The sequence below is a fragment of the Leucobacter chironomi DSM 19883 genome (assembly GCF_000421845.1).
GTDB classification, from domain to species: Bacteria; Actinomycetota; Actinomycetes; order Actinomycetales; family Microbacteriaceae; genus Leucobacter; species Leucobacter chironomi.
Genome location: NZ_ATXU01000011.1, coordinates 1 through 23,722, shown reverse-complemented (window position 1 = coordinate 23,722; position 23,722 = coordinate 1). Strand labels below are relative to the sequence as shown.

The following is a 23,722-nucleotide window of genomic DNA, read 5'->3' as shown; positions in this document are numbered from 1 at the left end:
TATTATCCTCCACGGCGGGCTCCCGGACGCCGCGTGAAATAATCGACGCCATGCACCTTCTCACGGCGCTCAGCCTGAAGAACCGCGCGTTGATCGCGCTCGTCACCATCGTCGCCGCGGTATTCGGGCTCATCGGCGTCGGCTCCCTCAAGCAGGAGCTGATGCCATCCGTGCAGTTCCCCGCGATCGCGGTCGTGACCACCTACCCCGGGGCGTCCCCCGAGGTGGTCAACAACGATGTCTCCGGCCCCATCGAGACGGCGCTGCGCGGGGTGCCGCAGCTCGAGACCTCGACGGCGACGTCGAGCACGGGCGCGTCCATGGTCGTCGCCCAGTTCACCTACGGCGTCGACCTCACCGCGACCGAGCAGAAGGTCGAGCGCGCGATCAGCCGCATCTCGCAGCTGCTGCCCGAGGCCGCCGACACGCAGGTGATGTCCGGCAGCATCGACGACTTCCCCGTGATCCAGATCGCGGTGACGCCGACCGGCGGGCAGACGCCCGAGGAGGCCGCGCAGCTGATCGAACGCGTGGCGATCCCCGAGCTCAGCGACATCGACGGGGTGCGCGACGCGCAGCTCACCGGCGCCCGCGAGGAGCGGATCGCGATCGCCCCGTACGCGGGAGCGCTCGCCGAGAACGGGCTGACGTCCCAAGCGATCTCCGACGCTCTGCAGCAGAGCGGCGTGCTCATGGCCGCGGGCACCGTCACCGAGGGGGATCGCACGCTCGCCGTGCAGGCGGGCACTTCGCTCGGCTCGGTCGAGGACATCGCCGCGATCCCGCTGCCGGGCACCGGCGGATTCGACGCCGCCACCGAGCAGTCCACGCCCCTCACCATCGGCGACGTCGCAGAGGTTCGCCTCGAACCCGCACCCGAGCAGAGCATCTCCCGGATCAACGGGGAGCCGGCCCTCACCATCGCCGTCACCAAGATGTCGGCCGCGAACACCGTCGACGTCTCGCACGCGGTGCAGCAGCAGCTCGACGAACTGCAGGACCAGCTCGGCGGAGTGCAGCTCACCGTCGTCTTCGACCAGGCGCCCTACGTGGAGCAGTCGATCCACACCCTCACCACCGAGGGCCTGCTGGGACTCGTGTTCGCGGTGCTCGTGATCCTCGTCTTCCTCATGTCGGTGCGGGCGACCCTCGTCACCGCGATCTCCATCCCCACCTCGGTGCTGCTCACCTTCGTGGGCCTCAACTTCGCCGAGTACACGCTCAACATGCTCACGCTGGGTGCGCTCACCATCTCGATCGGCCGCGTGGTCGACGACTCGATCGTGGTGATCGAGAACATCAAGCGGCACCTCGTGCCCGGCACCGACAAGGCGAAGACGATCATCGAGGCCGTGCGCGAGGTCGCCGGGGCGATCACCGCGTCGACCGTCACGACCGTCGCGGTGTTCCTGCCGATGGCGTTCGTCGACGGCATGGTGGGCGAGCTGTTCCGCCCCTTCGCGTTCACCGTGACCATCGCTCTCGCCGCGTCGCTGCTGGTCTCCCTGACGATCGTGCCGGTGCTGGCCTACTGGTTCCTGCGACCGGATCGCCGGCGCCGCACCGCCGGATCCCCGGCGAGCCGCGATCCCGAGCCCGCCGCAGAGCCCCTCACCGCGCTGCAGCGCTGGTACCGCCCCGTCATCGACTGGACGCTGAAGCGCCCCGCAGCGACCTTGCTCACCGCGGTGCTGGTGTTCGGCCTGACCGTCGCGCTGAGCCCGCTCATGAAGACGAATTTCATGGGCGACGACGAGCAGAACTCGATCGGGCTCGTGCAAACCCTCGCCCCGGGCACCAGCCTCGACGCGCAGCTCGTGCAGGCCGAACGCGTCGAGGGCGCGCTCGCGGAACTCGCCGACATCGAGACCGTGCAGGTGACCATCGGCAGCAGCGGCAGCGGCATGAGCGCGATCTTCGGGGGCGGCGGTGACGGCTCGGTCAGCTACTCGATCACCACCGACGCCGACGCCGACCAGGCGCAGGCGCAGGACGACATCCTCGCAGCGGTCGACGGCCTCGACGAGGCGGGCGAGTTCTCGCTCGGGCAGTCGGGCGGCGGTGTGACGACGTCGAGCGCCATCGAGGTCAACGTCTCGGCACCCGACCAGGAGACCCTCGCCCAGGCGAGCGACGCCGTGCTCGCAGAACTGGAGCAGCGCCCCGGCCTGCGCCAGGTCGAGAGCGACCTGGGCGCCTCGCGCCCCTTCCTGCGCGTGGCCGTGGATCGCAGCTCCGCGGCAGCCGTGGGCCTCACCGAGGCTGCGGTGGCGGGCCAGGTGGCCCAGCAGATGCAGCCGCGCCCCGTCGGCCAGATCACCATGGACGCCGACAGCGTGTCGATCTACCTCGTCGAGGGCGTCGCTCCCGCCGACCAGGCGGGGGTCGCCGCTCTGCCGATCATGACCGCCGTCGGCCCGCAGCGGCTCGACGCCCTCGCCACGATCGAGGTCGCCGACGGCCCGGTGACGGTGCGCACCGAGGACGGCGTGCGCATGGTCACCGTCTCGGCGCTGCCCGAGGGCGATGACCTGAACGTGGCGAGCGCGGCGGTCAACGCCGCCCTCGAAGCCGTGGATCTGCCCGCTGGCGCCACCGCCTCCATCGGCGGCGTGATGTCGCAGCAGGCCGAGGCCTTCGAGCAGCTCGGGCTGGCCCTGCTGGCCGCGATCCTCATCGTCTACGTGGTGATGGTCGCGACCTTCCGCAGCCTGCTGCAGCCGCTGCTGCTGCTCGTATCGGTGCCGTTCGCGGCGACCGGCGCGATCCTGCTGCTCATCGCGACCGGCATTCCGCTCGGCGTCGCCTCGCTGATCGGCGTGCTCATGCTCGTCGGCATCGTGGTGACGAATGCGATCGTGCTCATCGACCTCGTCAATCAGTACCGCGAGCGCGGGGATGCGCTGCTCGACGCCGTCGAGCACGGCGCCCTGCAGCGTCTGCGTCCCATCGTGATGACGGCACTCGCGACCATCCTCGCCCTCACCCCGATGGCGCTCGGCATCACCGGCAAGGGCGGGTTCATCTCGCAGCCGCTCGCGGTCGTGGTGATCGGCGGCCTGCTGTCGTCGACGGTGCTCACGCTCATCGTGCTGCCCACGCTGTACTACGCGGTGGAGCGGCGTCGGGAGGGACGCCCCGGCCGCGGCCCGAAGCGACGCGGGCCGAAGCGCACCCCGTCGGCTGGCGCCGCAGCGCCCGTGCCCGCGGCGCCCATGCCCGCTGCATCCGATGCGCTCGCCTTCGCCGGCGCGGTCGGATCGGTGGGCACCGTGGGCGTGCTCGGCGCCGAGGCCACGCGCGAGGCCACGACGGGGTACCCGGCGGAGTCGCCCGATGATCTCATCGAACTGTTCTCGGATCCGGAAGCGGAATCCGGTCCCGCGCCCGATGCCGCGGTCGCGGTGGAGGAGACCCCGGTCGAGGGGCTTCCCGACGCCGATGGGCACGCGGACGCAGACGCTTCCGCGCCCAGCGCCCCCGAGGTCGAGCAGCTCGAGGTGCCCGAGCCCGTGCCGGCTCCGGTGCCGGCGCCCGCCCAGGCCGACGCGGAGACGCAGCGCGCGATCCTCAGCGAGCTCATGCGCGTGGGGCTCTCGGCGCCCGAGCTGACCGAGCGCGGTTCTGCGGCGGCCGAGCGCGAAACTGCTGAGCCTGAGGTCGACCACGCTGCCGGTGCCGCTGATGCCGCCGACATGGGTCCTGCGACCGCGCAGATGTCGCTCGCGCTCTCCGACCTCGGATTCACCGGGGATGACAACCCCCTGGAAACCGGTGACGAGCCCGCAGACGATGCGGCGCCCGAGGTCGAGGTCGCCGAGATCGAGACCGGGCCCGAGGCCGATGCGGCCCCGGCCGACGATCTCGACCCGGGCGAGCAGATCGTCCCTCGGCACGCGGGCGCCGACGCGATCGCGGCCGAGCACGCCGACGACTCGGCCGCCCCGGCTGAGACGCCGCTCGTGCTGCCCGGCGCGCCCGCAGAGAGCCCGGACGGCGCCGACGCCTCCGAGCCGAACCGGGGCGGCGCCGCGCCCGCGGCCCCGCCGGTCACCGGCGAGCTCGACTGGGAGCAGCTCATGTGGGAGGCCACGCAGGAGGTCGAGGCCGCCGAGCAGAGCGCCGGTGCCGATGTCGAGGCCGACGCCGGACGCCGCGCGGCCGACGTGCCGGATCAGACCGGTGCCGCCGACGAGCAGCCCGACGACGAGAGCGGGCGATAGTCATGGCGCAGAAGGGCCGTCGCGGCTTCAAGCCCCCGTCGAATTACGAGCCGGGCCGGAAGCCTGCCCGTGCCGGCAAGCGCTGGGTCGGGGGGCGCGACGCGGCCGCCGAGGAGGGGCAAGCGACGCGCGGCGCCCGTGGCGCCGGCCGCGACAGCGGGGCCGGGCACCCGCGCAGCGCCCGGAGCTCGAAACGGCAGCCGGAGGCGCCGGGCCGGTCGGAACGTCAGCAGTCCCCGGCGAACGTCGAGCGCGTGCCGGCGACGGGCGGATCCGCCCCCGTCGCGCCCGTCGTGCTCGAACGGCTCGACGCCCGCATCACCACCGCGGCCGAGGTGCAGGGCATCGCCTTCGGAGACCTCGGTCTCGGTGCGAACATCGTGCGCGTGCTCGGCGAGCTCGGGGCGGAGCAGCCGTTTCCGATCCAGGCCGCGACGATCCCGGACGCGCTCGCCGGCCGTGACGTGCTGGGACGGGCGCGCACCGGATCGGGCAAGACCATCGCCTTCGGTGCGGCCCTGGTTGAGCGGCTGCTGCAGCTCAAAGCCGAGGGTGCCTTCGCGGGCGATGGGAAGCCGGCCCGCGACCGGCCCCGGCGGGGCGAGCGTCAGCGCGCGCCGAAGCGGGCGCCGCGCAATCCGAAGGCGCTGATCCTCGCTCCCACCCGCGAGCTGGCGCTGCAGATCGACCGCACCGTGCAGCCGATCGCCCGCTCCGTCGGGTTCTTCACCGCGCAGCTCGTGGGCGGTGTGCCCCTCGACCCGCAGGTGCACGCGCTCGAACGCGGTGTCGACATCGTCATCGGCACGCCCGGCCGCGTGCGCGACCTCGTCAACCGGCGCAAGCTCGACCTGCGCGAGGTGATCGTCTCGGTGATCGACGAGGCCGACCACATGTGCGAACTCGGTTTCCTCGAACCCGTGCAGCGGGTGCTGCGCGACACGGTGCGCGGCGGGCAGCGGCTGCTGTTCTCGGCCACGCTCGACAGCGGCGTCTCGGATCTCGTGTCGGAGTTCCTGCGCGATCCCGCCGTGCACGAGGTCGCGGGGGAGGCCGTGAGCGAGGCCGAGCACCGGGTGCTGGTGGTGCTGCGGGAGCACAAGGATCGCGTGCTCGTCGAACTCGCCTCGCGTCCCGGGCGCACCATGGTGTTCTGCCGCACCCGCGCCTACGCCGAGCGCCTCGCCGAGCTGTTCGAGGCGGACGGGCTGCGGGTGACCGCGCTGCACGGCAACCTCAGCCAGGCCCGGCGCGAGCGCAATCTCGAGCGCTTCGCCTCGGGCAAGGCATCGGTGCTGGTGGCGACCGACGTCGCCGCGCGCGGCCTCCACGTCGACGACGTCGACCTCGTGGTGCAGGCGGACCCGCCCGACGATTACAAGACCTACCTGCACCGCGCCGGCCGCACCGCCCGCGCCGGCCGCGACGGGCTCGTGCTCACGGTGATCCCGCGCACCAGGCAGAAGCGCACCCGTGAACTGCTTGAACAGGCCGAGATCGTGCCCGCCTCCTTCGGCGACCACGAGCCGGGCGACGACCCGACCGCCGCGTAGCCGGCGGCTGGAGGCCGGGCCGGAGTGCTGGCGGCCGGAGCAGAGCGCCGGGCGTCGGTGGAGGTGTTCTCCAGCTACCCGAGCCTCGTTTTGGAGATCTCGCACAAGAGGATGCGGGATCGCCCGCGGCTCCGGTTGTGGGGAGCGCGGCGTGCGGTTGTCGGTGTCAGGGGTGCCCCCTAGCCTGTGAGCAGGTCAGCGGATCGCCGGCGCGCAGCGCGGCGGATCCGCGCATCACGTCGAAGGAGCATCGATGAGCGACACCATCGCGCAGTCCACCGCACGCATCGACATCGACCGGGTGGGCGACGCCCTGCTCGGCCGATGGAAGCAGGAGCGCCTCGAATCGCGCCGTCTCGCGACCGAGTCCCGTCTGCACACCATTCCGGGCCAGTCGATGCCCGAGCACCGCGCCCGCGTGCTCGAACAGCTCGGCATCCTGGTCGAGGAGGGAGCGATCCAGCGCGCCTTCCCCAGCGACCTCGGCGGCAGCGACAACCACGGCGGCAACATCGCCGCCTTCCAGGAGCTCGTGCTCGCCGATCCGTCGCTGCAGATCAAGAGCGGCGTGCAGTGGGGCCTCTTCGGCGCCGCGATCCTGCACCTCGGCACCCGCGAGCACCACGAGAAGTGGCTGCCCGCGGTGATGAGCCTCGAACTGCCCGGCGCGTTCGCCATGACCGAGATCGGCCACGGCTCCGACGTCGCGTCGATCGGCACCACCGCCACCTACGACCCCGAGACCGAAGAATTCGAGATCCACACCCCCTTCACGGGCGCGTGGAAGGACTACCTCGGCAACGCGGCCCTGCACGGCCGGGCAGCGGTCGTGTTCGCCCAGCTCATCACGGGCGGCGTCAACCACGGCGTGCACGCCTTCTTCGTGCCGATCCGCACCCCCGAGGGCGAGCTGCTGCCGGGCGTCGGCAGCGAAGACGACGGCGTGAAAGGCGGCCTCAACGGCATCGACAACGGCCGCCTCCATTTCACCCGCGTGCGGGTGCCCCGCACCAATCTGCTCAACCGCTACGGCGACGTCGCCGCCGACGGCAGCTACACCTCGCCCATCGAGAGCCCCGGTCGGCGCTTCTTCACCATGATCGGCACGCTCGTGCAGGGCCGGGTCTCGCTCGACGGCTCGGCCGTGCGCGCCATGCAGGCCGCGCTCGCCATCGCCGTGCGCTACGGCAGCGAGCGGCGCCAGTTCCCCGGCGCCTCCGGCCGCGAGACCGTGCTGCTCGACTACGGCCTGCACCAGCGCCGGCTCATCCCGCGCATCGCGCAGAGCTACGCGATGGCCTTCGCCGACGAGCGCCTGCTCACCGTCTTCGACGAGGTGTTCTCGGGGGCGGGCGACACCCCCGAGAACCGGGAGGACCTCGAGACGCTCGCGGCGGCGCTGAAGCCGCTCTCGACCTGGGCCGCCCTCGACACGCTCCAGGAGTCGCGCGAGGCCTGCGGCGGCGCCGGCTTCATGGCGAAGAACCGGGTGACCGGGCTGCGCGCCGACCTCGACATCTACGTCACCTTCGAGGGCGACAACCACGTGCTGCTGCAGCTCGTGGGCAAGCGCCTGCTCACCGACTACGCCGAGCAGTTCAAGGGGGCCGACCGCGCCGCCCTCATCAAGGCGGCGGCGAGCCAGCTGGGCGGTCGGGTGAGCCGCTTCGGCCTGCGCCAGGTGGGCCAGAGCATCGCCGATCTCGGCCAGGTCGCCCGCTCGGTCGAGAGCCTGCGCAGCCCCGAGGCGCAGCGCGAGCTGCTGGCCGATCGCGTGCAGACCATGATCTCGGAGATCGCGCTGGCGCTGCGCGAGGCCACCAAGGACGTGCCGAAGGGCGACAAGCGGGCCCGAGCGATCGCCGCGGAGGACGCTTTCAACGCTCAGCAGCACAAGCTCATCTCCGCGGCCCGCGCGCACGCCGAGCTGCTGCAGTGGGAGGCCTTCACCGAGGCGCTCGCCCAGATCGACGACGAGGGGTCGCGCCAGGTGCTCACCTGGCTGCGCGACCTCTTCGGCTTCGGGCTCATCGAGAGCAACGCCGCCTGGTATCTCGTGAACGGTCGGATCTCGGGGCAGCGCGCTGAGGCCGTGACGGCCTACATCGACCGACTCATCGGCCGGCTGCGGCCGCACGCGCTCGACCTGGTCGATGCGTTCGGCCTCGGCCCCGAGCTGCTGCGGGCCGAGATCGCCACGGGCATCGAGGCCGAGCGCCAGGAGGAGGCGCACGCCTATGTCGAGGCGCAGCGCGCCGCGGGCACCTGGCCCACTCACGAGAAGGATCTCTACCGGGCGAAGAAGCAGGCGCGCTAGCCGCGCGGAGGCTCGTTCCGGGCCGGTTCGCCGCGTAGAGTTGCAAGCGCGACGGATAGGCCCGGCGCAGGGCAGGTGGAGAAATGACCTTCAACGACAACGCGCGGATCGACACGGGACGGGTGTCGAAGCGCAGCGGTGCCCGGCGCGGCGGGCTGATCGCGGGCGGCGGCGTGGGCGTCGCGCTGCTGCTCGCGCTCGGATCCCAGTTGCTCGGGGTGAACCTGCTGCCCTTCGCGCCCGTGGTCGACCAGCTCATCAGCGGCAGCTCCCTCTCGGGTGAACGGTCCGAGGCGCTGCCCGGCTGCGAGACCGGGGCCGATGCGAACGCCGACGCGGAGTGCCGCATGGCGGCGACGGCGGACTCCCTCGACCGCTACTGGGCGGGCGAGGTCGACGGCTACCGGGCACCCGCAGAGGTGGTGCTCTTCGAAGGGCAGACGCAGTCCGGCTGCGGCACCGCCACCGCGGCGACGGGGCCGTTCTACTGCCCGCCCGACGAGTCGATCTACCTCGACGTCGCCTTCTTCGACACACTGAGCAGCGACTACGGCGCGTCCGACGGCTCGCTCGCGCAGATGTACGTGCTCGCCCACGAGTGGGGCCACCACATCTCGAACCTCATCGGCACGCTCCAGCAGACCGGCCGCGAATCCGGGCCCGCCTCGGGGTCGGTGCGGCTCGAACTGCAGGCCGACTGCTTCGCGGGTGCGTGGGTGCAGAACGCGTCGACCGTGACCGACAGTGCGGGCGTGCCGTTCCTGCAGCCGGTCACCTCCGAGCAGATCGCCGATGCGATGAGCGCGGCGGCGGCCGTGGGCGACGACCACATCATGGAGTCGGCGGGCGCCCCCGTGAACCCCGAGCGCTTCACGCACGGCACCTCCGAGCAGCGGCAGCGCTGGTTCCAGGAAGGCTACCGCGGCGGGCCCGGCGCCTGCGGCACCTTCGACGTGCCCGCCTCTGAGCTGTAGACGCCGCTCGGCGTACCCGCCGCGCTCAGCGGCGCTTGCGCTTCTTCTCGGCGCGACGCAGCGCCTTCGCGCGCTCTGCTTTCTCTTTGGCTGCCGCGAGCTGCGCGCCGCGCGATCCCGGCTTGGGTCCCTTCTTCGCGGGTGGTTTCGGCTGTGCCTGCTTCGTGGACTTCCTCGCGATGGCATCCGCGCGGTCGGCTGTGCCCGCCGCCGTTGGTCGCGAGCTGCGGGCGGTGCGACCGCGCATGATGCCCACGAGCTGCTGCACATCGGCGGCGTCGCGATCCACCTCCCAACTCGCCCAGATCTCGCTGCCCGCGGGCTCCCCGGTCACAGGGAGTACGGAGTGGGCTCGCTTGTCACTCAGATGCCTGGCGAGGGGGAGGGGAAGCAGGATCGCGCCGGCTCCGGTCGCCACGAGTTCGAGGGCTGCCTTTACCCCGGTCGGCATCCAAGCGGGATCGTCCCACGGCTGCGCAGCTGGCCACTGAGGGAAGTGGTATGGGTGATCGAGCAGCGTTACCAGCACAAGGTCGGCGACGGGGATCCCGTTGCTCTTGGCGAGTTCGTGGTCGGCAGGCAGCACGAGCGCCACAGTCTCCGTGTAGAGCAGCATGGCGTGGCGGCTGCGGTCGGGCTCCGACGAACCCTCCGGCCGCTCGCCCGCGCGAGTGCGTTCGAGCATCACGTCGATCTCGGGCGTCCCGGATCCCCGCCCGAATGGGGTTTCGATGGGCACGAGTTCGAGGGGGGAGCCACTCGCCCGCTCCCAGCGCTTCGCCCACTTGCCGGGGGTCGTTCCACGCGTGAAGCCCAGGCGAAGGGCACTCGTATTGGTGGTGGAAGACAGGGGAAGTTCGGCGTCGCTCACAGCGCTATTTTCGCGTAAATCTCGTGAGTGTACGGGAGCCGTGCCGTGGAGAGCGCGATGCGATAGTGATCCGGCGAATCGACATGTCTGAGCGGGGTACCCTCTTCAAGGTAGTGCGGGTGGGCGAGTCGGGCGTGCCCCTGCGGCGGTAACCCGCTGGCGGGCACCACCCGCCACCACGGCACGGCATGCCCGTACAGCGCCATTACCCGCCCAACGGCGCGAGGTGCTCCCGAGCCGATCGCGATCCCAACGTCGCCGTAGGTCATCACCCGGCCGACAGGGATGCGATCGACCACTTCGAGCACGGCTTCGACGAACTCTGCGCTGGGCATGACACCAGGGTACGCGCTCATGGGGGTGCGGCACCTTGTGCTCACCGAGTCGGCCCATTTGTGCCGAGTCGGCCTGCGATTCGCGCGAAATCTGTGTCGGGTCGATACGGGCAGGCCGGCTCGAAAAGACGGAGGCGGCGCCGAGATCGGGGCTAGGATCCCAGGCTGCTATTGGAGCGCGGAGACCCCCAGCAGCGAGCCGATCAGGTAGGTCGCCGCCACGGCCACGCCGCCGAACACCAGCTGCCGCGCCGCCCCCGAGAAGGGGTTGCGATCGGTGAACCGCGCCGCGATGAAGCCCGCAGCGAGCAGCCCCGCCCCGCCGAACGCCAGCCCCCACCACAGCGTGCCGAAGCCCAGCAGGAAGGGCAGCACCGGAATGATCGCACCCACGCTGAACGCCACGAACGACGACCCCGCAGCCACCAGCGGCGACGGCCGATCGTCGGGGCTGAGCCCCAGCTCGTGCGCCAGGTGCACCTTCAGAGCCTGCTCGTTGTTCGCGTGCACCTGCGTCGCCGCATCGCTCGCGGTCTGCGGCGACATGCCCAGGTGCTCGAACATCACCGTGAGCTCCGCCTGCTCGCCCACGGGGTTGCGGTCGAGGGCATCGCGCTCGGTCTGCACCTCCACCGCCAGCTGCTCGTTCTGGGTGCGCACCGAGGTGTACTCGCCGAGCGCCATCGAGATCGCACCCGAGATCAGGCCCGAGACGCCGGTGATCGCGATGATGCCCGGGCTCGCACCCGCGGCCGCGATGCCCGAGATGAGGCCGATGTTGGAGACCAGCCCGTCCATCGCCCCGAACACCGAGGCGCGCAGCCAGCCCGACCCGGCAGACGACGAGTGCGTGTGATCGTACTCGTGCGGGTTCGCGATGTCGATGGGCCCGTCGTTCATGGTCTCCCCGGTTCGGAGTGCGGTGCCGCGCCGGGTGCGGCGCGCCGGCAGCAACCGTAGCAAGGTTCGCGCGCGAGGGAGAACCCCTGATCCAAGGTCGATTCGGCGAGGGAACGAGTTCGATGGGGCGAACTCGCGCACCGGTGCGGCCTCCCCGGCGCGCGCACCGGGCGGCACGCCGCATCACACCGCTTCGAGCTCCAGCACCGCCCCCTCCCACCGCGAGCGCAGCCAGCGATCGTGCGTCGCGATCACCAGCCCGGTGCCGGCCTCCGGCGCGGCGGTGAAATCGCGCAGCGCCGTCTCCAGCTCCTCCACGAGCGTGAGCGAGAGGTGATTGGTGGGCTCGTCCAGCAGCAGCACCTCGGGCGGATCGGCGACCAGCGCGGCGAGCGCGAGCCGGCGCCGCTGCCCGACGCTGAGCGCCCCCACCGGGCGGTGCAGGTCTCGCCGAGCCAGCAGACCCGTGTCGGGCAGCGGCACCGCCTCGGCGATCTCCGCGCCGACGGCGTCGCGATACGCGCGCTCGGCCGGGCGATCCGGATCCGCGAACTCCACCTCCTGCGGCAGGAACCCGACGCGGGTGCGGGGCGCGATCTCGAACTCGCCGCGGTCGGGATCGAGGCGGCGGGCGAGGATCGCGAGCAGCGTCGACTTGCCCGAGCCGTTCGGGCCGGAGAGCATGAGGCGCCCGCCCGGCACGAGTTCCAGCGAGGTCGCCCGGAGTCGCCCCTCCAGCGAGATCCGCTCGGCCCGGATGAGCGACGGCGGAGCGGCTGCGGCTTCCCCGGGTACAGCCGCGGCTTCCCCGGGTGCACTCGCGCCGGCCGGAGCGCCCCTGCCGGTGAGCGCGGCCCCGCGTCCGGGTTCGAGCGGCCCGGTATCGCGAGGCGCCCCGAACCCCTCGAAGCGCAGCGGCCGGGGCGGGCGCCGCACCCGCTCGCGCTCGAGCGCGTCGAGCCGCACCCGAGCGTTGCGGGCGCGGCGGGCGGTGACCCGCGCGTCCTTGTCGGCGTAGAACTTGCGCGTGATCTTCGCCTCCGACTTCGACTCGTGCTTGCGATTGACCTCGCGCGAGCCGACCTCGATCTCGTGGATCAGCTCCTCCCGCTCGGCGGTCTCGGCCGCGTACCGCGCCCGCCACCGCTCCATCTCGGCCCCGCGGGCGGCCCGCGCCGCCGAATAGCCGACACCCCACAGGCGCACCCCGAAACCGGAGCCCGGATCGTCGGTCGCGGGATCGGCCGGGAGCGACCCCGGATCGCGGCGCGCGTCCGTTCCACCGCTCCCGGCCGCTGCCTCCGCGGTGCGGGAGGCGCCGGCCTCCTCCGCGTCGGCGAGCACGCGGGCGGGCAGCGGCAGCGCGTCGAGATCGAGGATCCGCGTGCTCACGGCGTCCAGCAGTGCGCGATCGTGACTCGCCACGATCACGATGCCCGGCCAGTCGATCAGCACCCGTTCCAGGTAGGCCGCCGACGCGTCGTCGAGGTGGTTCGACGGCTCGTCGAGCAGCAGCGTCTGCGGGGCCTTCAGCAGCAGCGCCGCGAGCGAGACCCGCAGCCGCTGCCCGCCCGACAGCTCGCCGATCGGCCGCCGCTCAGGGATCCCGCCGAGGCCCAGACCGGCGAGCACCTCGCCGCGCCGCGCCGCCGCCGCCCAGGCGTGCACGCGCTCCGCATCCTCGAGAGCGCGGGCGAAGGCGTCCGCCGCGCCGGGATCGTCGGGCTGCGCCGCCAAGCGCTCGCCGCAGCGCTCCAGCCGGGCGAGGGCGTCGAGCGACCCGCGCTGGGCGTCGTCGAGCACCGACGCGAGGGGCGTCGCGTCCGGGTAGGGCAGCTGCTGGGCGAGCAGGCCGACGGAGCCGGGCAGCGCGACCGTGCCCGCGTCGGGGCGCAGGGCGGTGCCGTGCCCCGTGGGGTGCCCGGCATCGCGCCCGGCATCGCGCTCCGCATCGCGCTCCGCATCGCGCTCTGCATCGCGCCCGGCGGAGCGGAGCGGATCCGCTGTCGGATCCGCGATTTCTGCATCTGCACCCGCCGCGGCGATGATGCCGAGCAGTGTCGACTTGCCGGTGCCGTTCTCGCCGATCAGGCCGATGCGGTCGCCGGGTTTCGCAGTGAACGAGATGTCGCTGAGCACCCGGCGGTCGCCGTAGGCGTGGGAGACGCCGTCGACGGTGAGGTGGGTCGGGCCGGGCGCGGATCCGGAGCCGTCGGCTGCGGGGCGCGCCGCTGCGCGGGCAGCTGCGGCGAGGTCTGGGGTGGTGTTCGATGCGGGCATGGAGACCGCCTCTCGGAATCGGGTGCTCCGCGGGACGGTCGGGGACGCGCGTGCGGCGGGACGCCGATCCTGCGTCGCGAGGCGCGCATGCGGCGGCTCGGCGTACGAGGAGCAGGCACTGCGACCGCGCGCGGCGCGGCGAGCCCGAGGTGATCACGCAGCATCCCGTGGCATCGACCCTGGCGCGATCAGCGCGCGGCGGAACCGGAACGGGGATTTGAGGCTGCGTCAGTTCTTCACGCCCCCGAGTGTACGCCAGACCGGGGGTCAGTGCGCAAGTGCGACTTCGCGCCCGCGCCCCCGCTTTTCGCTTTCCGCACGCGCCGATCGAACGTTACGCATCTCGGTTCGGGCGGATCGGGTGCTCGCGGCTCGATCGGTGCGCGGGCGGCGTACCCTGGAGACCCGGAGACAGGAGAGCGGCATGACGATGGACACCAGCGGGCGGATCGTGGCGACGGCTCGGGGCGCGGATCTCTCGCTCGTGCGATCCCTCGCCCTGCCGCCCGAGGAGACGTGGGCCTACCTCACTGAATCGGAGCTCACCGAGCAGTGGTTCGGGCCGTGGGAGGGCGACGGCCGCGCCGGCGGTGCGGTGCGGGTGCGCATGCGGTTCGAGGATCACGAGCCGGCGATCGGCATCCGCATCCTCGCGTGCGACGCCTTCGAGCGCCTGGTGCTGAAAGCCGAGGACGAGGTCGGCGGCTGGCATCTGGAACTGCTCGTGGAGCGCGACGGCGACGATTCGCTGCTCACACTCGTGCACCACCTCGACGGCGTCGACGAAGTGGGCGAGATCGGCCCGGGCTGGGAGTACTACCTCGATCTGCTCGTCGCCGCCACCGAGGGCACCGAACGCCCGAGCTTCGACAGCTACTACCCGGCGCTGCGCGAGGCGTACCTCGACATGCGCCCGTAGCGGGCTTCGCCGCTACGCCCCGCGATCCGACTCTCCGAGCCGAGCCGGATTCGCTGCGGGCTGCTGCGCGCCGAACGCGTTGCGCAGGGCGGTGAACGCGCCCCGCACTCGCTCTGCGACGACCCCGGGATCGTCGGCGGCGAGCTTGCCGTCGAGGTGGAGGAAGGCGAGGCCGTGGGTGAGTGACCAGAGCGCGGTGGCGAGGGCGTCGTGGTCGGCCGCGGGGAACCGTTCGCGCAGCGACCCCGCGAGCATTGCGCGAAGCTCGCCCGCGGCGCGCACTCGCTCGTCGTCGCGGTCGTCGCACTCGCGGCCGAACATCAGGCGGAACACGGCGGGCCGGTCGAGAGCGAAGCGCACGTATGCGACGGCGAAGTCGAGCAGTTCGTCCTCGGGGCCGGCCGGGCTGCCGTCGAGCGACAGCCGGTGCCGGAGCTCATCGAAACCCCGCACCGCGAGCGCCGACTCGAGTGCGTCGCGATCGGCGAAGTGCCGGTAGGGGGCGGTCTGCGAGACCTCGGCTCGTCGGGCGACGGCTCGCATCGAGAAGCTCTCGCCGGCTTCGAGCATTTCGGTGGCCGCGTCGAGCAGGGCGGATCGAAGGTCGCCGTGGTGGTAGGCCTCGCGGGATGACGCCGGAGCCGGCACGCTGTTCATCATGATGTAAGCAGTGTAAACATTCGGGGTAGGCGGAGGCAAGCGCTCCGAGGGCTGCTCCGCGGCGTCGGTGCGTCGAGAGGCGGATTTCGCATGGAGACCCCGCGCAGGGCATGCGAAATCCGCCTTTCGGCGAGGGCGCCGCCGGGAGAGGTGTGGGGTATGGGGTATGGGCGCGGGTGGGGAGAAGTGCGGGTGGGGTGAGCGGGGCGCGGACGGGGCGGATCAGGCCCGCCTGCGCGGGGTCAGTCGGACCCGGGCGGGTCAGGCGAGCGACCGGGTCAGGTGCAGCAGGGGGTACGGGCGGCCTTCGCCATCGACTTCGCTGCGGCCCGCGACGGTGAAGCCGTGGCGCAGGTAGAACGCCGCCGCCGAGGGGTTTTGCTCGTTCACGTCGACAGCGCGCACCCCGGCGGTGCGGACGACGTGCGCGAGCAACGCACTGCCGATGCCGCGGCCGTGCAGGCCCGCGTCGACGAAGAGCATCTCGAGGCTCTGCCCCGCCACCCCGGCAAAGCCGACCGGGCGCCCTGCGAGCTCGGTCACGGTCAGCGTCACCTGCGGGAAATAGGCTCCCGCGAGCTGCGCCTCGATGGCGTCGCGATCCTGCTCCGAGAGGAAATCATGGGTGGCATCCACCGCGCTCCGCCAGATCGAGACGAGGGCGGGGTGCTCCTGCGAGCCGAGGCAGGCGCGGATGGTCAGATCAGGCGCTTCATGCACCCACCCCAGTGTAGTTGCGGCGGATGTCCGGCTCGCGCACTGCGCTCCCGCCGCCCCGCACCTGCCTCGCTCCGCCGACTCCGACCATCGAGAGGCGAGTTTCGCACCCGGTCCCCGCGATCCCCATGCGAAACCCGCCTTTCGGCGCGCAGGGGTACGGCCTTACACCGCGTACCCCTCCACGGGGCCCTCCGTGTTGGGCTGCCAGCCGAGGGCGGGGGCGACGTGCTCGGCGAAGGCCTGCAGCACGTGCAGGTTGTACTCCGGACCGAGCTGATTCGGGATCGTGAGCATGAGGGTGTCGGCCGCCATCACCGCCTCGTCGGCGCGCAGCTGGTCGATGAGGCGATCGGGGGTGTCGGCGTAGGTCTTGCCGAACGTCGAGCGGAGGCCGTCGATGATCCCGACCTGGTCCTGCCCGTCGCGGCCGCGCGCGCCGAAGAACATCTCGTCCTGCTCGCTCACGAGCGGGAAGACGCTGCGGCTCACCGACACCCGCGGTGCACCCGTGTGGCCGGCCTCGCGGTACGCGGCGCGGAACCGCTCGATCTGCTCGCGCTGCAGCTCGTGGAACGGCTGGCCGGTCGCCTCGGTGAGCAGCGTGGAACTCATGAGGTTGAGGCCCTGCCGGCCCACCCACTCGGCGGTGTCGCGTGATCCGGCGCCCCACCAGATGCGGTCGCGCAGCCCCGGCGAGCGCGGTTCGATCGCGAGGCGGCCGGGCGGGGCCATCTGCGGATCGCTGTCGACGAGCCCCTCCCCGTCGATCGCCTGGATGAAGCGTTCGAACTTGTCGCGCGCCAGGTCGGCGCCGCGCGGATCCGCCGAACCCGTGTACCCGAACGCCTCGTAGCCGCGCAGCGCCGTCTCGGGGGATCCCCGGCTCACGCCGAGCGCGATCCGCCCATCAGCGATGAGATCGAGCGCGGCCGCCTCCTCGGCGAGATACAGCGGGTTCTCGTAGCGCATGTCGATCACGCCGGTGCCCACCTCGATGCGCTCCGTGCGGGCCGCCATCGCGGTGAGCAGCGGGATCGGCGATGCCGCCTGCCGTGCGAAGTGGTGCACGCGCACGTAGGCGCCGTTCACGCCAATCTCATCGGCGCCCTCCGCCAGTTCGATCGTCTGCCTCAGCATGTCGCCCGCGGTGCGCACGCGCGACCCCGGCACCGGTCCGTAATGCCCGAAGGACAGGAATCCGAAAGCTCTCATGGGGGATGCAACGTGCGCATCGCCGAGCTATTCCCGCCGTTCCGCACGCCGGCGAACGGTACCCGGGGACCATGCCGACGGTACTGAAGGGCGATCCGCGATCCGCCGACGCGCCCGTAGCTTCGTGAGCATGGAGATTCACTCGAGCGATATGGGACTGGTGGCGCGCGTCGCCCACCTCGGCAAGCACTACGGATCGGGACCGCAGCGGGTCACTGCGCTCGACGACGTCTCGATCGGGATCAGACGCGGCCAGTTCACCGCGATCATGGGGCCTTCCGGATCCGGCAAGTCCACCCTCATGCACGTGATGGCCGGCCTCGACACCCCCAGCGAGGGGCGGGTCTGGCTGGGCGACGACGAGATCACGAAGCTCGGCGATGCCGCGCTCACGAAGCTGCGCAGGCGCCGCATCGGATTCGTGTTCCAGTCGTTCAACCTCGTGCCCACCCTCGATGTGATGGGCAACCTGCGGCTGCCGTTCGAGCTCGACGGGCGCCGGCCGAACGCCGAGGAGCAGCACCGCATCGGTGCGCTCGTCGAATCACTCGGCCTCGCGAACCGCCTGAAGCACCGCCCGCACGAGCTGTCGGGCGGCCAGCAGCAGCGGGTCGCGATCGCGCGCGCCCTCGCGACGCAGCCCGACGTGATCTTCGCCGACGAGCCCACGGGCGCCCTCGACTCCCGCACCGGGCGCGAGGTGCTCGGCCTGCTGCGATCCGCCACCCGCACCGGCGGCCAGACCATCGCGATGGTCACCCACGACCCCGTCGCGGCGAGCCACGCCGACCGCATCCTGTTCCTCGCGGACGGCCGCATCGTCTCTGATCGCGAGGCGATGACCGCCGAGGAGATCTCCGAGACGATGCTGAACCTCGAGTCGGTCGCCGCCGGGGCCGCCGCATGATCGCCATGCTGCGCGAGCACGCCTCCACGCTCATCGTGTCGGCGCTGTCGGCGCTGTTCGCGGTGACGCTGATCCTGTTCACCGGGATCCTCACCGCCGCGATCGACCCAGCCGTCATCGAAGAGAGCGGCACCTTCCGCGCCGTGCTCATGATGGTCGCGCTCATCTTCATCATGATCGCGCTCTACGTGGGCGCGATCGTCACCGCCAACACCTTCTCGACCATCATCGCGGGCCGCACCCGCACCATCGCCCTGCTGCGCCTGGTCGGCGCGAGCTCGGCTCGCGTCCGGGCCAGGATCGCGGGGGAGGGGCTCGTCGCGGGCCTCGTCGGCGGGGTCGCGGGATTCGGGATCGCCGTGGCGCTCTGCGCGGCGGTCACCGCGTGGGGGCCGCAGCTCGGCTGGCTCCCCGCGGGTCGCGACTACCCCCTCTTCGATCCGCTGGCACTCGTCGCGGTCGGGGTCGTGGCGCTCACGACCTGGGCGGCGGCATGGTCCGGATCGCGACGCGTCGGCCGCGTCTCGCCGATCGCCGCGACCGGTGCCGCCATCGAACTGCCCGCCGAGCAGTCGCGCCGCCGCCCCGCGCGCACGGTGTGGGCGACGATCCTGCTCGTCACCGGCGCCGCGCTGCTCGCGATCGGCATCGTGCTCGGACTGATGACCCCGCTCGCACTGCTGATCTCGTTCCTCGGCGGCATCCTCTCCTTCACCGGGATCGCGCTCGGGGCTCACCTCGTCATGCCGCCGCTGCTGCGGCTCTCGGGGCGCGCACTCGGGCGGGGACCGTCAGGGCGGCTGGCGGTGGCGAACGCCGTGCGCTTCCCGGAGCGCAGCGCACGATCCACCATCGGCCTCGTGATCGGCGTCACCCTCGTCACGATGTTCGCCGTGGCGCTCGCGAGCTACGAGACGATGACGCTGCAGGCGTTCGCGCACTCGCCCGCGCTCAAGGCCGGCCTCGCCGAGACCCTCGCGGTCACCACCGCGGTCTTCACCGGTCTCGTCGGGTTCTCGGCGGTCATCGCCGCCGTCGGTCTCGTGAACACGCTCTCGCTGAGCGTGCTCCAGCGCACCCGCGAACTCGGCCTGCTGCGCGTGCTCGGCTTCACCGGCGCCCAGGTGCGCCGCATGGTGCTCGTCGAGAGCGCGCAGATGACCCTCACCGCCCTCGGATTCGGCCTGCTGCTCGGCGTCTTCTACGGGTGGGCCGCCGCGCAGTCCCTGCTCGGATCGCAGGCCGGCCTCATGGCGCCCACGGTGCCGTGGCCCATCATCGGCGGGGTCGCCGTGTTCGGCCTGGTGCTCGCCCTCGTCGCCGCGGCGGCACCCGCGCGGCGCGCGATCCGCGTCTCGCCCGTGGCTGCGCTCGCGGCGCAGTGACGGCGGGCCTGGGTCTGGGTCCGAGCTGAGCAGGCTCCGGCCCCGGCCCCGGCCCTGACCCCGGCCCCGACCCCGGCCTTGGCCCCCGCCCCTGACCTTGCCCCGGCCTTTCGGGGAATCGAGGTCACTTTTGGCCGCATGTCGTGCTTCGACACGGCTAAAAGTGACCTCGATTCGACTGCGGGTGCGGGCGGGGCTGCGGGTGGGGTTGCGGGTGCGGGCGGGGCTGCCGGTGCGGGCACGGCTGCAACGCCGAGGCGCCGGCAGCGAACGTCTCGGGGGAATGTCGGAGGCCCCGAGTAGGCTGAAGCCATGACCGTTGTGATTGATCCCGCCTTCGATCCCGTCCCTTCTCTCGCGCACGCCACGAGCGTCAGCGTCTCCTCGCAGCCGCCCGCCGACCCCGGCGCGCTGGCCGTGTTCGTGCCGGCCGAGGGCGAGCTGCCCGAGGGCGTCGCCGAGATCGGCCGTGACGCGCTCGCCGCAGCCGGCTTCACCGGTGCCGAGAACCAGACCCTGCTGCTGCCCGGCACCCCGCTGCGGGTGCTCGTGGGCACCGGCAAGGCCGGGATCGACAGCGACGCCCGCCTGCGCGACGCCGTCGCCGCGTTCACGCGCGCGGCGCGCGAGGAGTCGCGGATCGCGGTCGACTTGACCGGGCTGCTGGCCTCGGGCGAGTGGGATGCCGAGGTGGCCGTGCAGGCCGCGATCGAGGGCGCAGTGCTCGCGCGCTACCGCTACGACGCACTGAAGAGCGACCCCAAGACCGTCGCCCTCGAAGAGCTCATGCTGCAGATCGGCGAGGAGCACGCGGAAGACGCCGAGTACGGCGTCGAGCGGGGCCTGGTCCTCGCTCGCACCGCGGCCATCTCGCGCGATCTCGCGAACACCCCGCCCCGCCACCTCAGCGCCGTCAAGTTCGCCGAGGTCGCCCGGCGCCTCGCGCCCGAGTTCGGGCTCGAGGTCGAGGTCTTCGACCGCGAGGCGCTCATGCAGCTCGGCACCGGCGGTCTGCTCGGAGTCAACGCGGGCAGCGTCGAGGAGCCCCGCATGATCAAGGTCTCGTACCGCCCCGAGGGCACCGCGCTCGCCGACGCCGAGGGGCATCTCGCGCTCATCGGCAAGGGCATCATGTACGACTCGGGCGGCATCAGCCTGAAGCCGTCGAACGCGATGCACGCCGCCATGAAGTTCGACATGATGGGCGCCGCCGCAGTGTTCGCGTCGATGACCGCCCTGCGTGATCTCGGAGCCACCACCGCGGTCACCGGCTGGCTCATGTGCACCGACAACATGCCTTCCGGCAGTGCTACCAAGCTGGGCGACGTGCTCACGATCCGCGGCGGCAAGACCGTCGAGGTGAAGAACACCGACGCCGAGGGTCGCCTCGTGATGGCCGACGGCCTCGTGCTCGCCACTGAGGAGGAACGGCGCCCCGACGCGATCGTCGACATCGCCACCCTCACCGGTGCGGCGATGATGGCGCTCGGCACGCGCACCGCCGCGATGCTCGCCAACAACGACTCGGTCGCCGAGCAGTTGCAGGCCGCGGCCGACACCACCGACGAGAACATCTGGCGCTTCCCGCTCGACCACCGCTACCGAGACCAGCTCAAGTCGAACGTCGCCGATCTCTCGAACATCGGCGGGCAGTACGCCGGCGTGATCCTCGCCGCGCTCTTCCTCAACGAGTTCGTCGACGGTCTGCCCTGGGGGCACCTCGACATCGCCGGCACCATGCAGGCCGAAAGCGACGAACTGTGGCGCTCGGTCGGTTCGACCGGATTCGGCGCGCGGCTGCTCGCCGAGTTCGCGACCGCATTCGAGGCGCCCGCGGGGGAGACCGACACTCCCGAGACCGACATCGCCGAGACGGCCGCCGACCATGAGTGACGCGACCCCCTCGGCCTCCCGCCGCGCCCGTCGCGGCGGTCGGTCGGCTCGCGCGCCGCAGCACCTGCTCAAAGACCGCGACGCCTACATCGACTACCTCTCCGAGTTCATCGCCGAGGCCCCGTCGTCGTACCACGCCGCTGTCGCTCTGGAGAAGGCGCTCGACGCGGCCGACTTCGTCGCGCACGACGAGACCGAGGCGTGGCAGTCGATCGCCGACGGCTCGCGAGGTTTCGTGCGCCGCGACGGAGCGCTGATCGCCTGGCGCGCGGGGAAGAAGATCGCGGCGGACAGCCCCGTGCGGGTGCTCGGGTGTCACACCGACTCGCCGGGCTTCACGGTCAAGCCGCAGCCTGACTTCGCCGCGCACGGCTGGAGCCAGGTCGGCGTCGAAGTGTACGGCGGCCCGCTGCTCAACTCATGGCTCGACCGCGATCTCGAGTTCGCCGGCCGCATCGTTACCCGCGACGGGGACGAGCACCTCGTGCGCACCGGAGCCGTGGCTCGAATCCCGCAGCTCGCGATTCACCTCGATCGAGAGGTGAACTCGGGCCTCACCCTCGACCGGCAGCGTCACACGCAGCCCGTGATCGGACTCGTGCCGACCGCGGGAGACGGTTCCGAGTCGTCGTCGGTGCTCGGGATGCTCGCCGCAGCCGCCGGGGTCTCCGCCGATGAGATCGCCGGCACCGATGTGCGCCTGCACGACACCCAGCCTCCCGCGCGCATCGGCGTGCACGGCGAGCTCTACGCCTCGCCCCGGCTCGACAATCTCAGCTCCACCGTCGCGGGGCTCGTGGCACTGCTCGCCGGTGAGCCCGCACCCGGCACCATCGCGGTGCTCGCCGCCTTCGATCATGAAGAGCTCGGATCGGAGACCCGCTCGGGCGCCTGCGGCCCGTTCCTCGAGGAGGTGCTGGGGCGCCTCCGTGCCGGGCTCGACGCCTCGGTGGAGGACTCGGCGCGTGCGCTCGCGCGGTCGTGGTGCCTCTCGGCCGATGCGGGGCACTCGGTGCATCCCAACTACCCCGAGCGGCACGATCCGCGGGTGCAGCCGCTCGCGGGCAGGGGTCCGATGCTCAAGGTGAACGCCAACCAGCGCTACGCCAGCGACGCGCACGGTGCGGCGCTGTGGTTGCGGGTGTGCGAGTCCGCCGGCGTGCAGACCCAGCAGTTCGTGTCGAACAACACCTCGCCGTGCGGATCCACGATCGGCCCGCTCACCGCGACGCGGCTCGGTATTCGCACCGTCGACGTCGGTGTGCCGCTGCTGTCGATGCACTCGGCGCGCGAACTCGCCCACGTCGACGACCTCCACGGCCTCGCGCGAGCGACTGGCGCGTTTTTCTCGGCCCTGTCATAATCGGTGCCCCGTTCGCTAGGATCGTGCTATGAGTGAGATGCAGCAGACGGGACACTCCGGCGTCGCCCTCTCGCACAACGCGCTGATGCCGAGTGTGCAGCGTATCGGGGAGCGCGACATCGAGATCACCTACTTGGGGACGAACGCGCTCGGGCAGCCGACGTGGATCATGTGGAACGCGAGCGAGCCCTATCTGATCGGGATGCTGTCCCGCGGCAAGATGGGGTACCACTTCGAGCAGCGCACCAGTTCGGGTGTCATGCTGCACGAGAACATCTCGCTCAACCGGGTGCAGCGGGCGCTCGGCGGCTGAGTCACCGCCTCGCGACACGCCAGGGATACGCGTTTCTCGGCCCCGATTTGCGCTCCACCCGATTGCCCGCATAAGATCATATCTCGGTAGCCAGCGAGTTAGAAATAAGTCGCAACGGCCCCATCGTTTAGCGGCCTAGGACACCGCCCTTTCACGGCGGCAGCACGGGTTCGAATCCCGTTGGGGTCACTGAATACCGAATACAATTGAATACACCATGGCCCTGTGGCGCAGTTGGTTAGCGCGCCGCCCTGTCACGGCGGAGGTCGCGGGTTCAAGTCCCGTCAGGGTCGCCAGATGAAGAACCCTTCTACGGAAGGGTTTCTTCGTCTCTGGCGGTCGCCATGAAAGTGATTGCCCGGCTCTGTAGCTCAGTTGGTAGAGCGTTCGACTGAAAATCGAAAGGTCACCGGATCGATGCCGGTCGGAGCCACGTAACGGCTATTACACCGTTACTGAACCCTCGCAAGGCTTCTACTTGCGGGGGTTCTCTTATTTTCCGCCGCGGGCGATGCGCGGGGATCTTCCCTCAGGGCCGACGGTTTGTGTGCTCGCGTGCGGGCTGTGCTCGCAAAGGAAAATTTTGGATGGTGGCCAAGTTAAAGGTATTCTGGCGTCCGGGGCGTTTGGCCTCAGTGAGTGGCTATGGCAGCCTCTATAGAATCCGGGTCCACACATGCAACCTCCCGCCCCTCGCCGTTTTCGTCGATGGTCTTTTCTGCTCGCAGCCCTGCTCGGCCTGCTGTCTTTTAATCTCGTTCCGGCGGCCGCTTCAGCAGTGCCGGGCTTCATTGGTGTGAATACACCTGTGGTGAGCGGGTCCGGTGTGATCGGCACCGACTTCTCGGCTTCCCTTGATCTCACCGGCACGACTCCGGTGCCGACCGCCGTGACGTA

18 protein-coding genes and 3 tRNA genes are annotated in these 23,722 nt (G+C 71.4%); 14 read left to right on the top strand and 7 right to left on the bottom strand.

The window, feature by feature from the left end; all coding sequences use genetic code 11:
* The first annotated feature begins 50 nt into the window (after positions 1 to 50).
* From H629_RS0111840 to ypfJ, 4 genes are all read left to right on the top strand, one after another.
* The gene (locus tag H629_RS0111840; RefSeq protein ID WP_024357466.1) at positions 51 to 4,223 is read left to right on the top strand and encodes an efflux RND transporter permease subunit; all 4,173 of its coding nucleotides are present in this window, start codon (positions 51 to 53) and stop codon (positions 4,221 to 4,223) included.
* Positions 4,224 to 4,225: 2 nt separating this feature from the next.
* Positions 4,226 to 5,776, top strand: a complete 1,551-nt coding sequence (locus tag H629_RS14250; RefSeq protein WP_024357465.1) for a DEAD/DEAH box helicase — start codon at positions 4,226 to 4,228, stop codon at positions 5,774 to 5,776.
* 253 nt (positions 5,777 to 6,029) lie between these two features.
* Entirely contained in the window at positions 6,030 to 8,093 is a 2,064-nt protein-coding gene (locus H629_RS0111830; protein ID WP_024357464.1) for an acyl-CoA dehydrogenase family protein, read from the top strand.
* Positions 8,094 to 8,176: 83 nt separating this feature from the next.
* On the top strand, positions 8,177 to 9,067 hold the full coding sequence (ypfJ, locus tag H629_RS0111825; protein ID WP_024357463.1) for a KPN_02809 family neutral zinc metallopeptidase: 891 nt from the start codon (positions 8,177 to 8,179) through the stop codon (positions 9,065 to 9,067).
* 25 nt (positions 9,068 to 9,092) lie between these two features.
* On the opposite strand, the gene H629_RS0111820 is transcribed toward ypfJ, so the two are convergent.
* The 4 genes from H629_RS0111820 to H629_RS15580 all read right to left on the bottom strand — a co-directional run bounded on the left by H629_RS0111820 (position 9,093) and on the right by H629_RS15580 (position 13,453).
* Entirely contained in the window at positions 9,093 to 9,938 is an 846-nt protein-coding gene (locus tag H629_RS0111820; RefSeq protein ID WP_024357462.1) for a LysR substrate-binding domain-containing protein, read from the bottom strand.
* A complete protein-coding gene (locus H629_RS14245; RefSeq protein ID WP_024357461.1) occupies positions 9,935 to 10,273 on the bottom strand; it encodes an MGMT family protein in 339 nt (112 codons plus the stop codon). The genes H629_RS0111820 and H629_RS14245 overlap by 4 nt, the downstream gene beginning before the upstream one ends.
* 168 nt (positions 10,274 to 10,441) lie before the next feature.
* Positions 10,442 to 11,173 (bottom strand): VIT1/CCC1 transporter family protein, encoded by a 732-nt coding sequence (locus H629_RS0111810; RefSeq protein ID WP_024357460.1) that lies wholly within the window; start codon positions 11,171 to 11,173, stop codon positions 10,442 to 10,444.
* Positions 11,174 to 11,356: 183 nt separating this feature from the next.
* Positions 11,357 to 13,453: an ABC-F family ATP-binding cassette domain-containing protein gene (locus H629_RS15580; RefSeq protein ID WP_024357459.1), complete on the bottom strand. Its 2,097-nt coding sequence runs from the start codon at positions 13,451 to 13,453 to the stop codon at positions 11,357 to 11,359.
* Between the two features lie 424 nt (positions 13,454 to 13,877).
* On the opposite strand from H629_RS15580, the gene H629_RS0111800 reads away from it, so the two are divergent.
* Positions 13,878 to 14,372, top strand: a complete 495-nt coding sequence (locus tag H629_RS0111800; RefSeq protein WP_024357458.1) for an SRPBCC family protein — start codon at positions 13,878 to 13,880, stop codon at positions 14,370 to 14,372.
* Positions 14,373 to 14,384: 12 nt separating this feature from the next.
* On the opposite strand, the gene H629_RS0111795 is transcribed toward H629_RS0111800, so the two are convergent.
* The 3 genes from H629_RS0111795 to H629_RS0111785 form a co-directional block, all read right to left on the bottom strand.
* Positions 14,385 to 15,032 carry a TetR/AcrR family transcriptional regulator gene (locus H629_RS0111795; protein ID WP_024357457.1) on the bottom strand — a complete coding sequence of 216 codons (648 nt, stop codon included), beginning with the start codon at positions 15,030 to 15,032 and terminating at the stop codon, positions 14,385 to 14,387.
* Between the two features lie 261 nt (positions 15,033 to 15,293).
* A complete protein-coding gene (locus H629_RS0111790; protein ID WP_084705411.1) occupies positions 15,294 to 15,752 on the bottom strand; it encodes an acetyltransferase in 459 nt (152 codons plus the stop codon).
* A 162-nt stretch (positions 15,753 to 15,914) separates the two neighbouring features.
* Positions 15,915 to 16,964 carry an LLM class flavin-dependent oxidoreductase gene (locus H629_RS0111785; protein WP_024357455.1) on the bottom strand — a complete coding sequence of 350 codons (1,050 nt, stop codon included), beginning with the start codon at positions 16,962 to 16,964 and terminating at the stop codon, positions 15,915 to 15,917.
* Between the two features lie 130 nt (positions 16,965 to 17,094).
* On the opposite strand from H629_RS0111785, the gene H629_RS0111780 reads away from it, so the two are divergent.
* From H629_RS0111780 to H629_RS15255, 9 genes are all read left to right on the top strand, one after another.
* Positions 17,095 to 17,871, top strand: coding sequence for an ABC transporter ATP-binding protein (locus H629_RS0111780; protein WP_024357454.1), 777 nt, complete (start codon positions 17,095 to 17,097; stop codon positions 17,869 to 17,871).
* Positions 17,868 to 19,256, top strand: coding sequence for an ABC transporter permease (locus tag H629_RS0111775; protein ID WP_024357453.1), 1,389 nt, complete (start codon positions 17,868 to 17,870; stop codon positions 19,254 to 19,256). Before H629_RS0111780 ends, H629_RS0111775 begins: the two co-directional genes overlap by 4 nt.
* 312 nt (positions 19,257 to 19,568) lie before the next feature.
* A complete protein-coding gene (locus tag H629_RS0111770) occupies positions 19,569 to 21,149 on the top strand; it encodes a leucyl aminopeptidase (RefSeq protein WP_024357452.1) in 1,581 nt (526 codons plus the stop codon).
* Positions 21,142 to 22,512: a M18 family aminopeptidase gene (locus tag H629_RS0111765; RefSeq protein WP_240471103.1), complete on the top strand. Its 1,371-nt coding sequence runs from the start codon at positions 21,142 to 21,144 to the stop codon at positions 22,510 to 22,512. The genes H629_RS0111770 and H629_RS0111765 overlap by 8 nt, the downstream gene beginning before the upstream one ends.
* A gap of 28 nt (positions 22,513 to 22,540) precedes the next feature.
* Entirely contained in the window at positions 22,541 to 22,825 is a 285-nt protein-coding gene (locus H629_RS0111760) for a hypothetical protein (protein WP_024357450.1), read from the top strand.
* Between the two features lie 116 nt (positions 22,826 to 22,941).
* Positions 22,942 to 23,014, top strand: a tRNA-Glu gene (locus H629_RS0111755).
* 30 nt (positions 23,015 to 23,044) lie between these two features.
* Positions 23,045 to 23,121, top strand: a tRNA-Asp gene (locus H629_RS0111750).
* Between the two features lie 64 nt (positions 23,122 to 23,185).
* Positions 23,186 to 23,258, top strand: a tRNA-Phe gene (locus H629_RS0111745).
* A gap of 243 nt (positions 23,259 to 23,501) precedes the next feature.
* Positions 23,502 to 23,722: hypothetical protein (locus tag H629_RS15255; RefSeq protein WP_205618710.1), on the top strand; the 221-nt coding region annotated here is incomplete at its 3' end.

Excerpts from the sequence above, each read along its gene's own strand:
- H629_RS0111840 (WP_024357466.1), top strand. The coding sequence starts at position 51 with ATGCACCTTCTCACGGCGCTCAGCCTGAAGAACCGCGCGTTGATCGCG.
- H629_RS14250 (WP_024357465.1), top strand. The coding sequence starts at position 4,226 with ATGGCGCAGAAGGGCCGTCGCGGCTTCAAGCCCCCGTCGAATTACGAG.
- H629_RS0111830 (WP_024357464.1), top strand. The coding sequence starts at position 6,030 with ATGAGCGACACCATCGCGCAGTCCACCGCACGCATCGACATCGACCGG.
- ypfJ (WP_024357463.1), top strand. The coding sequence starts at position 8,177 with ATGACCTTCAACGACAACGCGCGGATCGACACGGGACGGGTGTCGAAG.
- H629_RS14245 (WP_024357461.1), bottom strand. The coding sequence starts at position 10,273 with ATGCCCAGCGCAGAGTTCGTCGAAGCCGTGCTCGAAGTGGTCGATCGC.
- H629_RS0111810 (WP_024357460.1), bottom strand. The coding sequence starts at position 11,173 with ATGAACGACGGGCCCATCGACATCGCGAACCCGCACGAGTACGATCAC.
- H629_RS15580 (WP_024357459.1), bottom strand. The coding sequence starts at position 13,453 with ATGCCCGCATCGAACACCACCCCAGACCTCGCCGCAGCTGCCCGCGCA.
- H629_RS0111800 (WP_024357458.1), top strand. The coding sequence starts at position 13,878 with ATGACGATGGACACCAGCGGGCGGATCGTGGCGACGGCTCGGGGCGCG.
- H629_RS0111795 (WP_024357457.1), bottom strand. The coding sequence starts at position 15,032 with ATGATGAACAGCGTGCCGGCTCCGGCGTCATCCCGCGAGGCCTACCAC.
- H629_RS0111785 (WP_024357455.1), bottom strand. The coding sequence starts at position 16,964 with ATGAGAGCTTTCGGATTCCTGTCCTTCGGGCATTACGGACCGGTGCCG.
- H629_RS0111780 (WP_024357454.1), top strand. The coding sequence starts at position 17,095 with ATGGAGATTCACTCGAGCGATATGGGACTGGTGGCGCGCGTCGCCCAC.
- H629_RS0111775 (WP_024357453.1), top strand. The coding sequence starts at position 17,868 with ATGATCGCCATGCTGCGCGAGCACGCCTCCACGCTCATCGTGTCGGCG.
- H629_RS0111770 (WP_024357452.1), top strand. The coding sequence starts at position 19,569 with ATGACCGTTGTGATTGATCCCGCCTTCGATCCCGTCCCTTCTCTCGCG.
- H629_RS0111765 (WP_240471103.1), top strand. The coding sequence starts at position 21,142 with ATGAGTGACGCGACCCCCTCGGCCTCCCGCCGCGCCCGTCGCGGCGGT.
- H629_RS0111760 (WP_024357450.1), top strand. The coding sequence starts at position 22,541 with ATGAGTGAGATGCAGCAGACGGGACACTCCGGCGTCGCCCTCTCGCAC.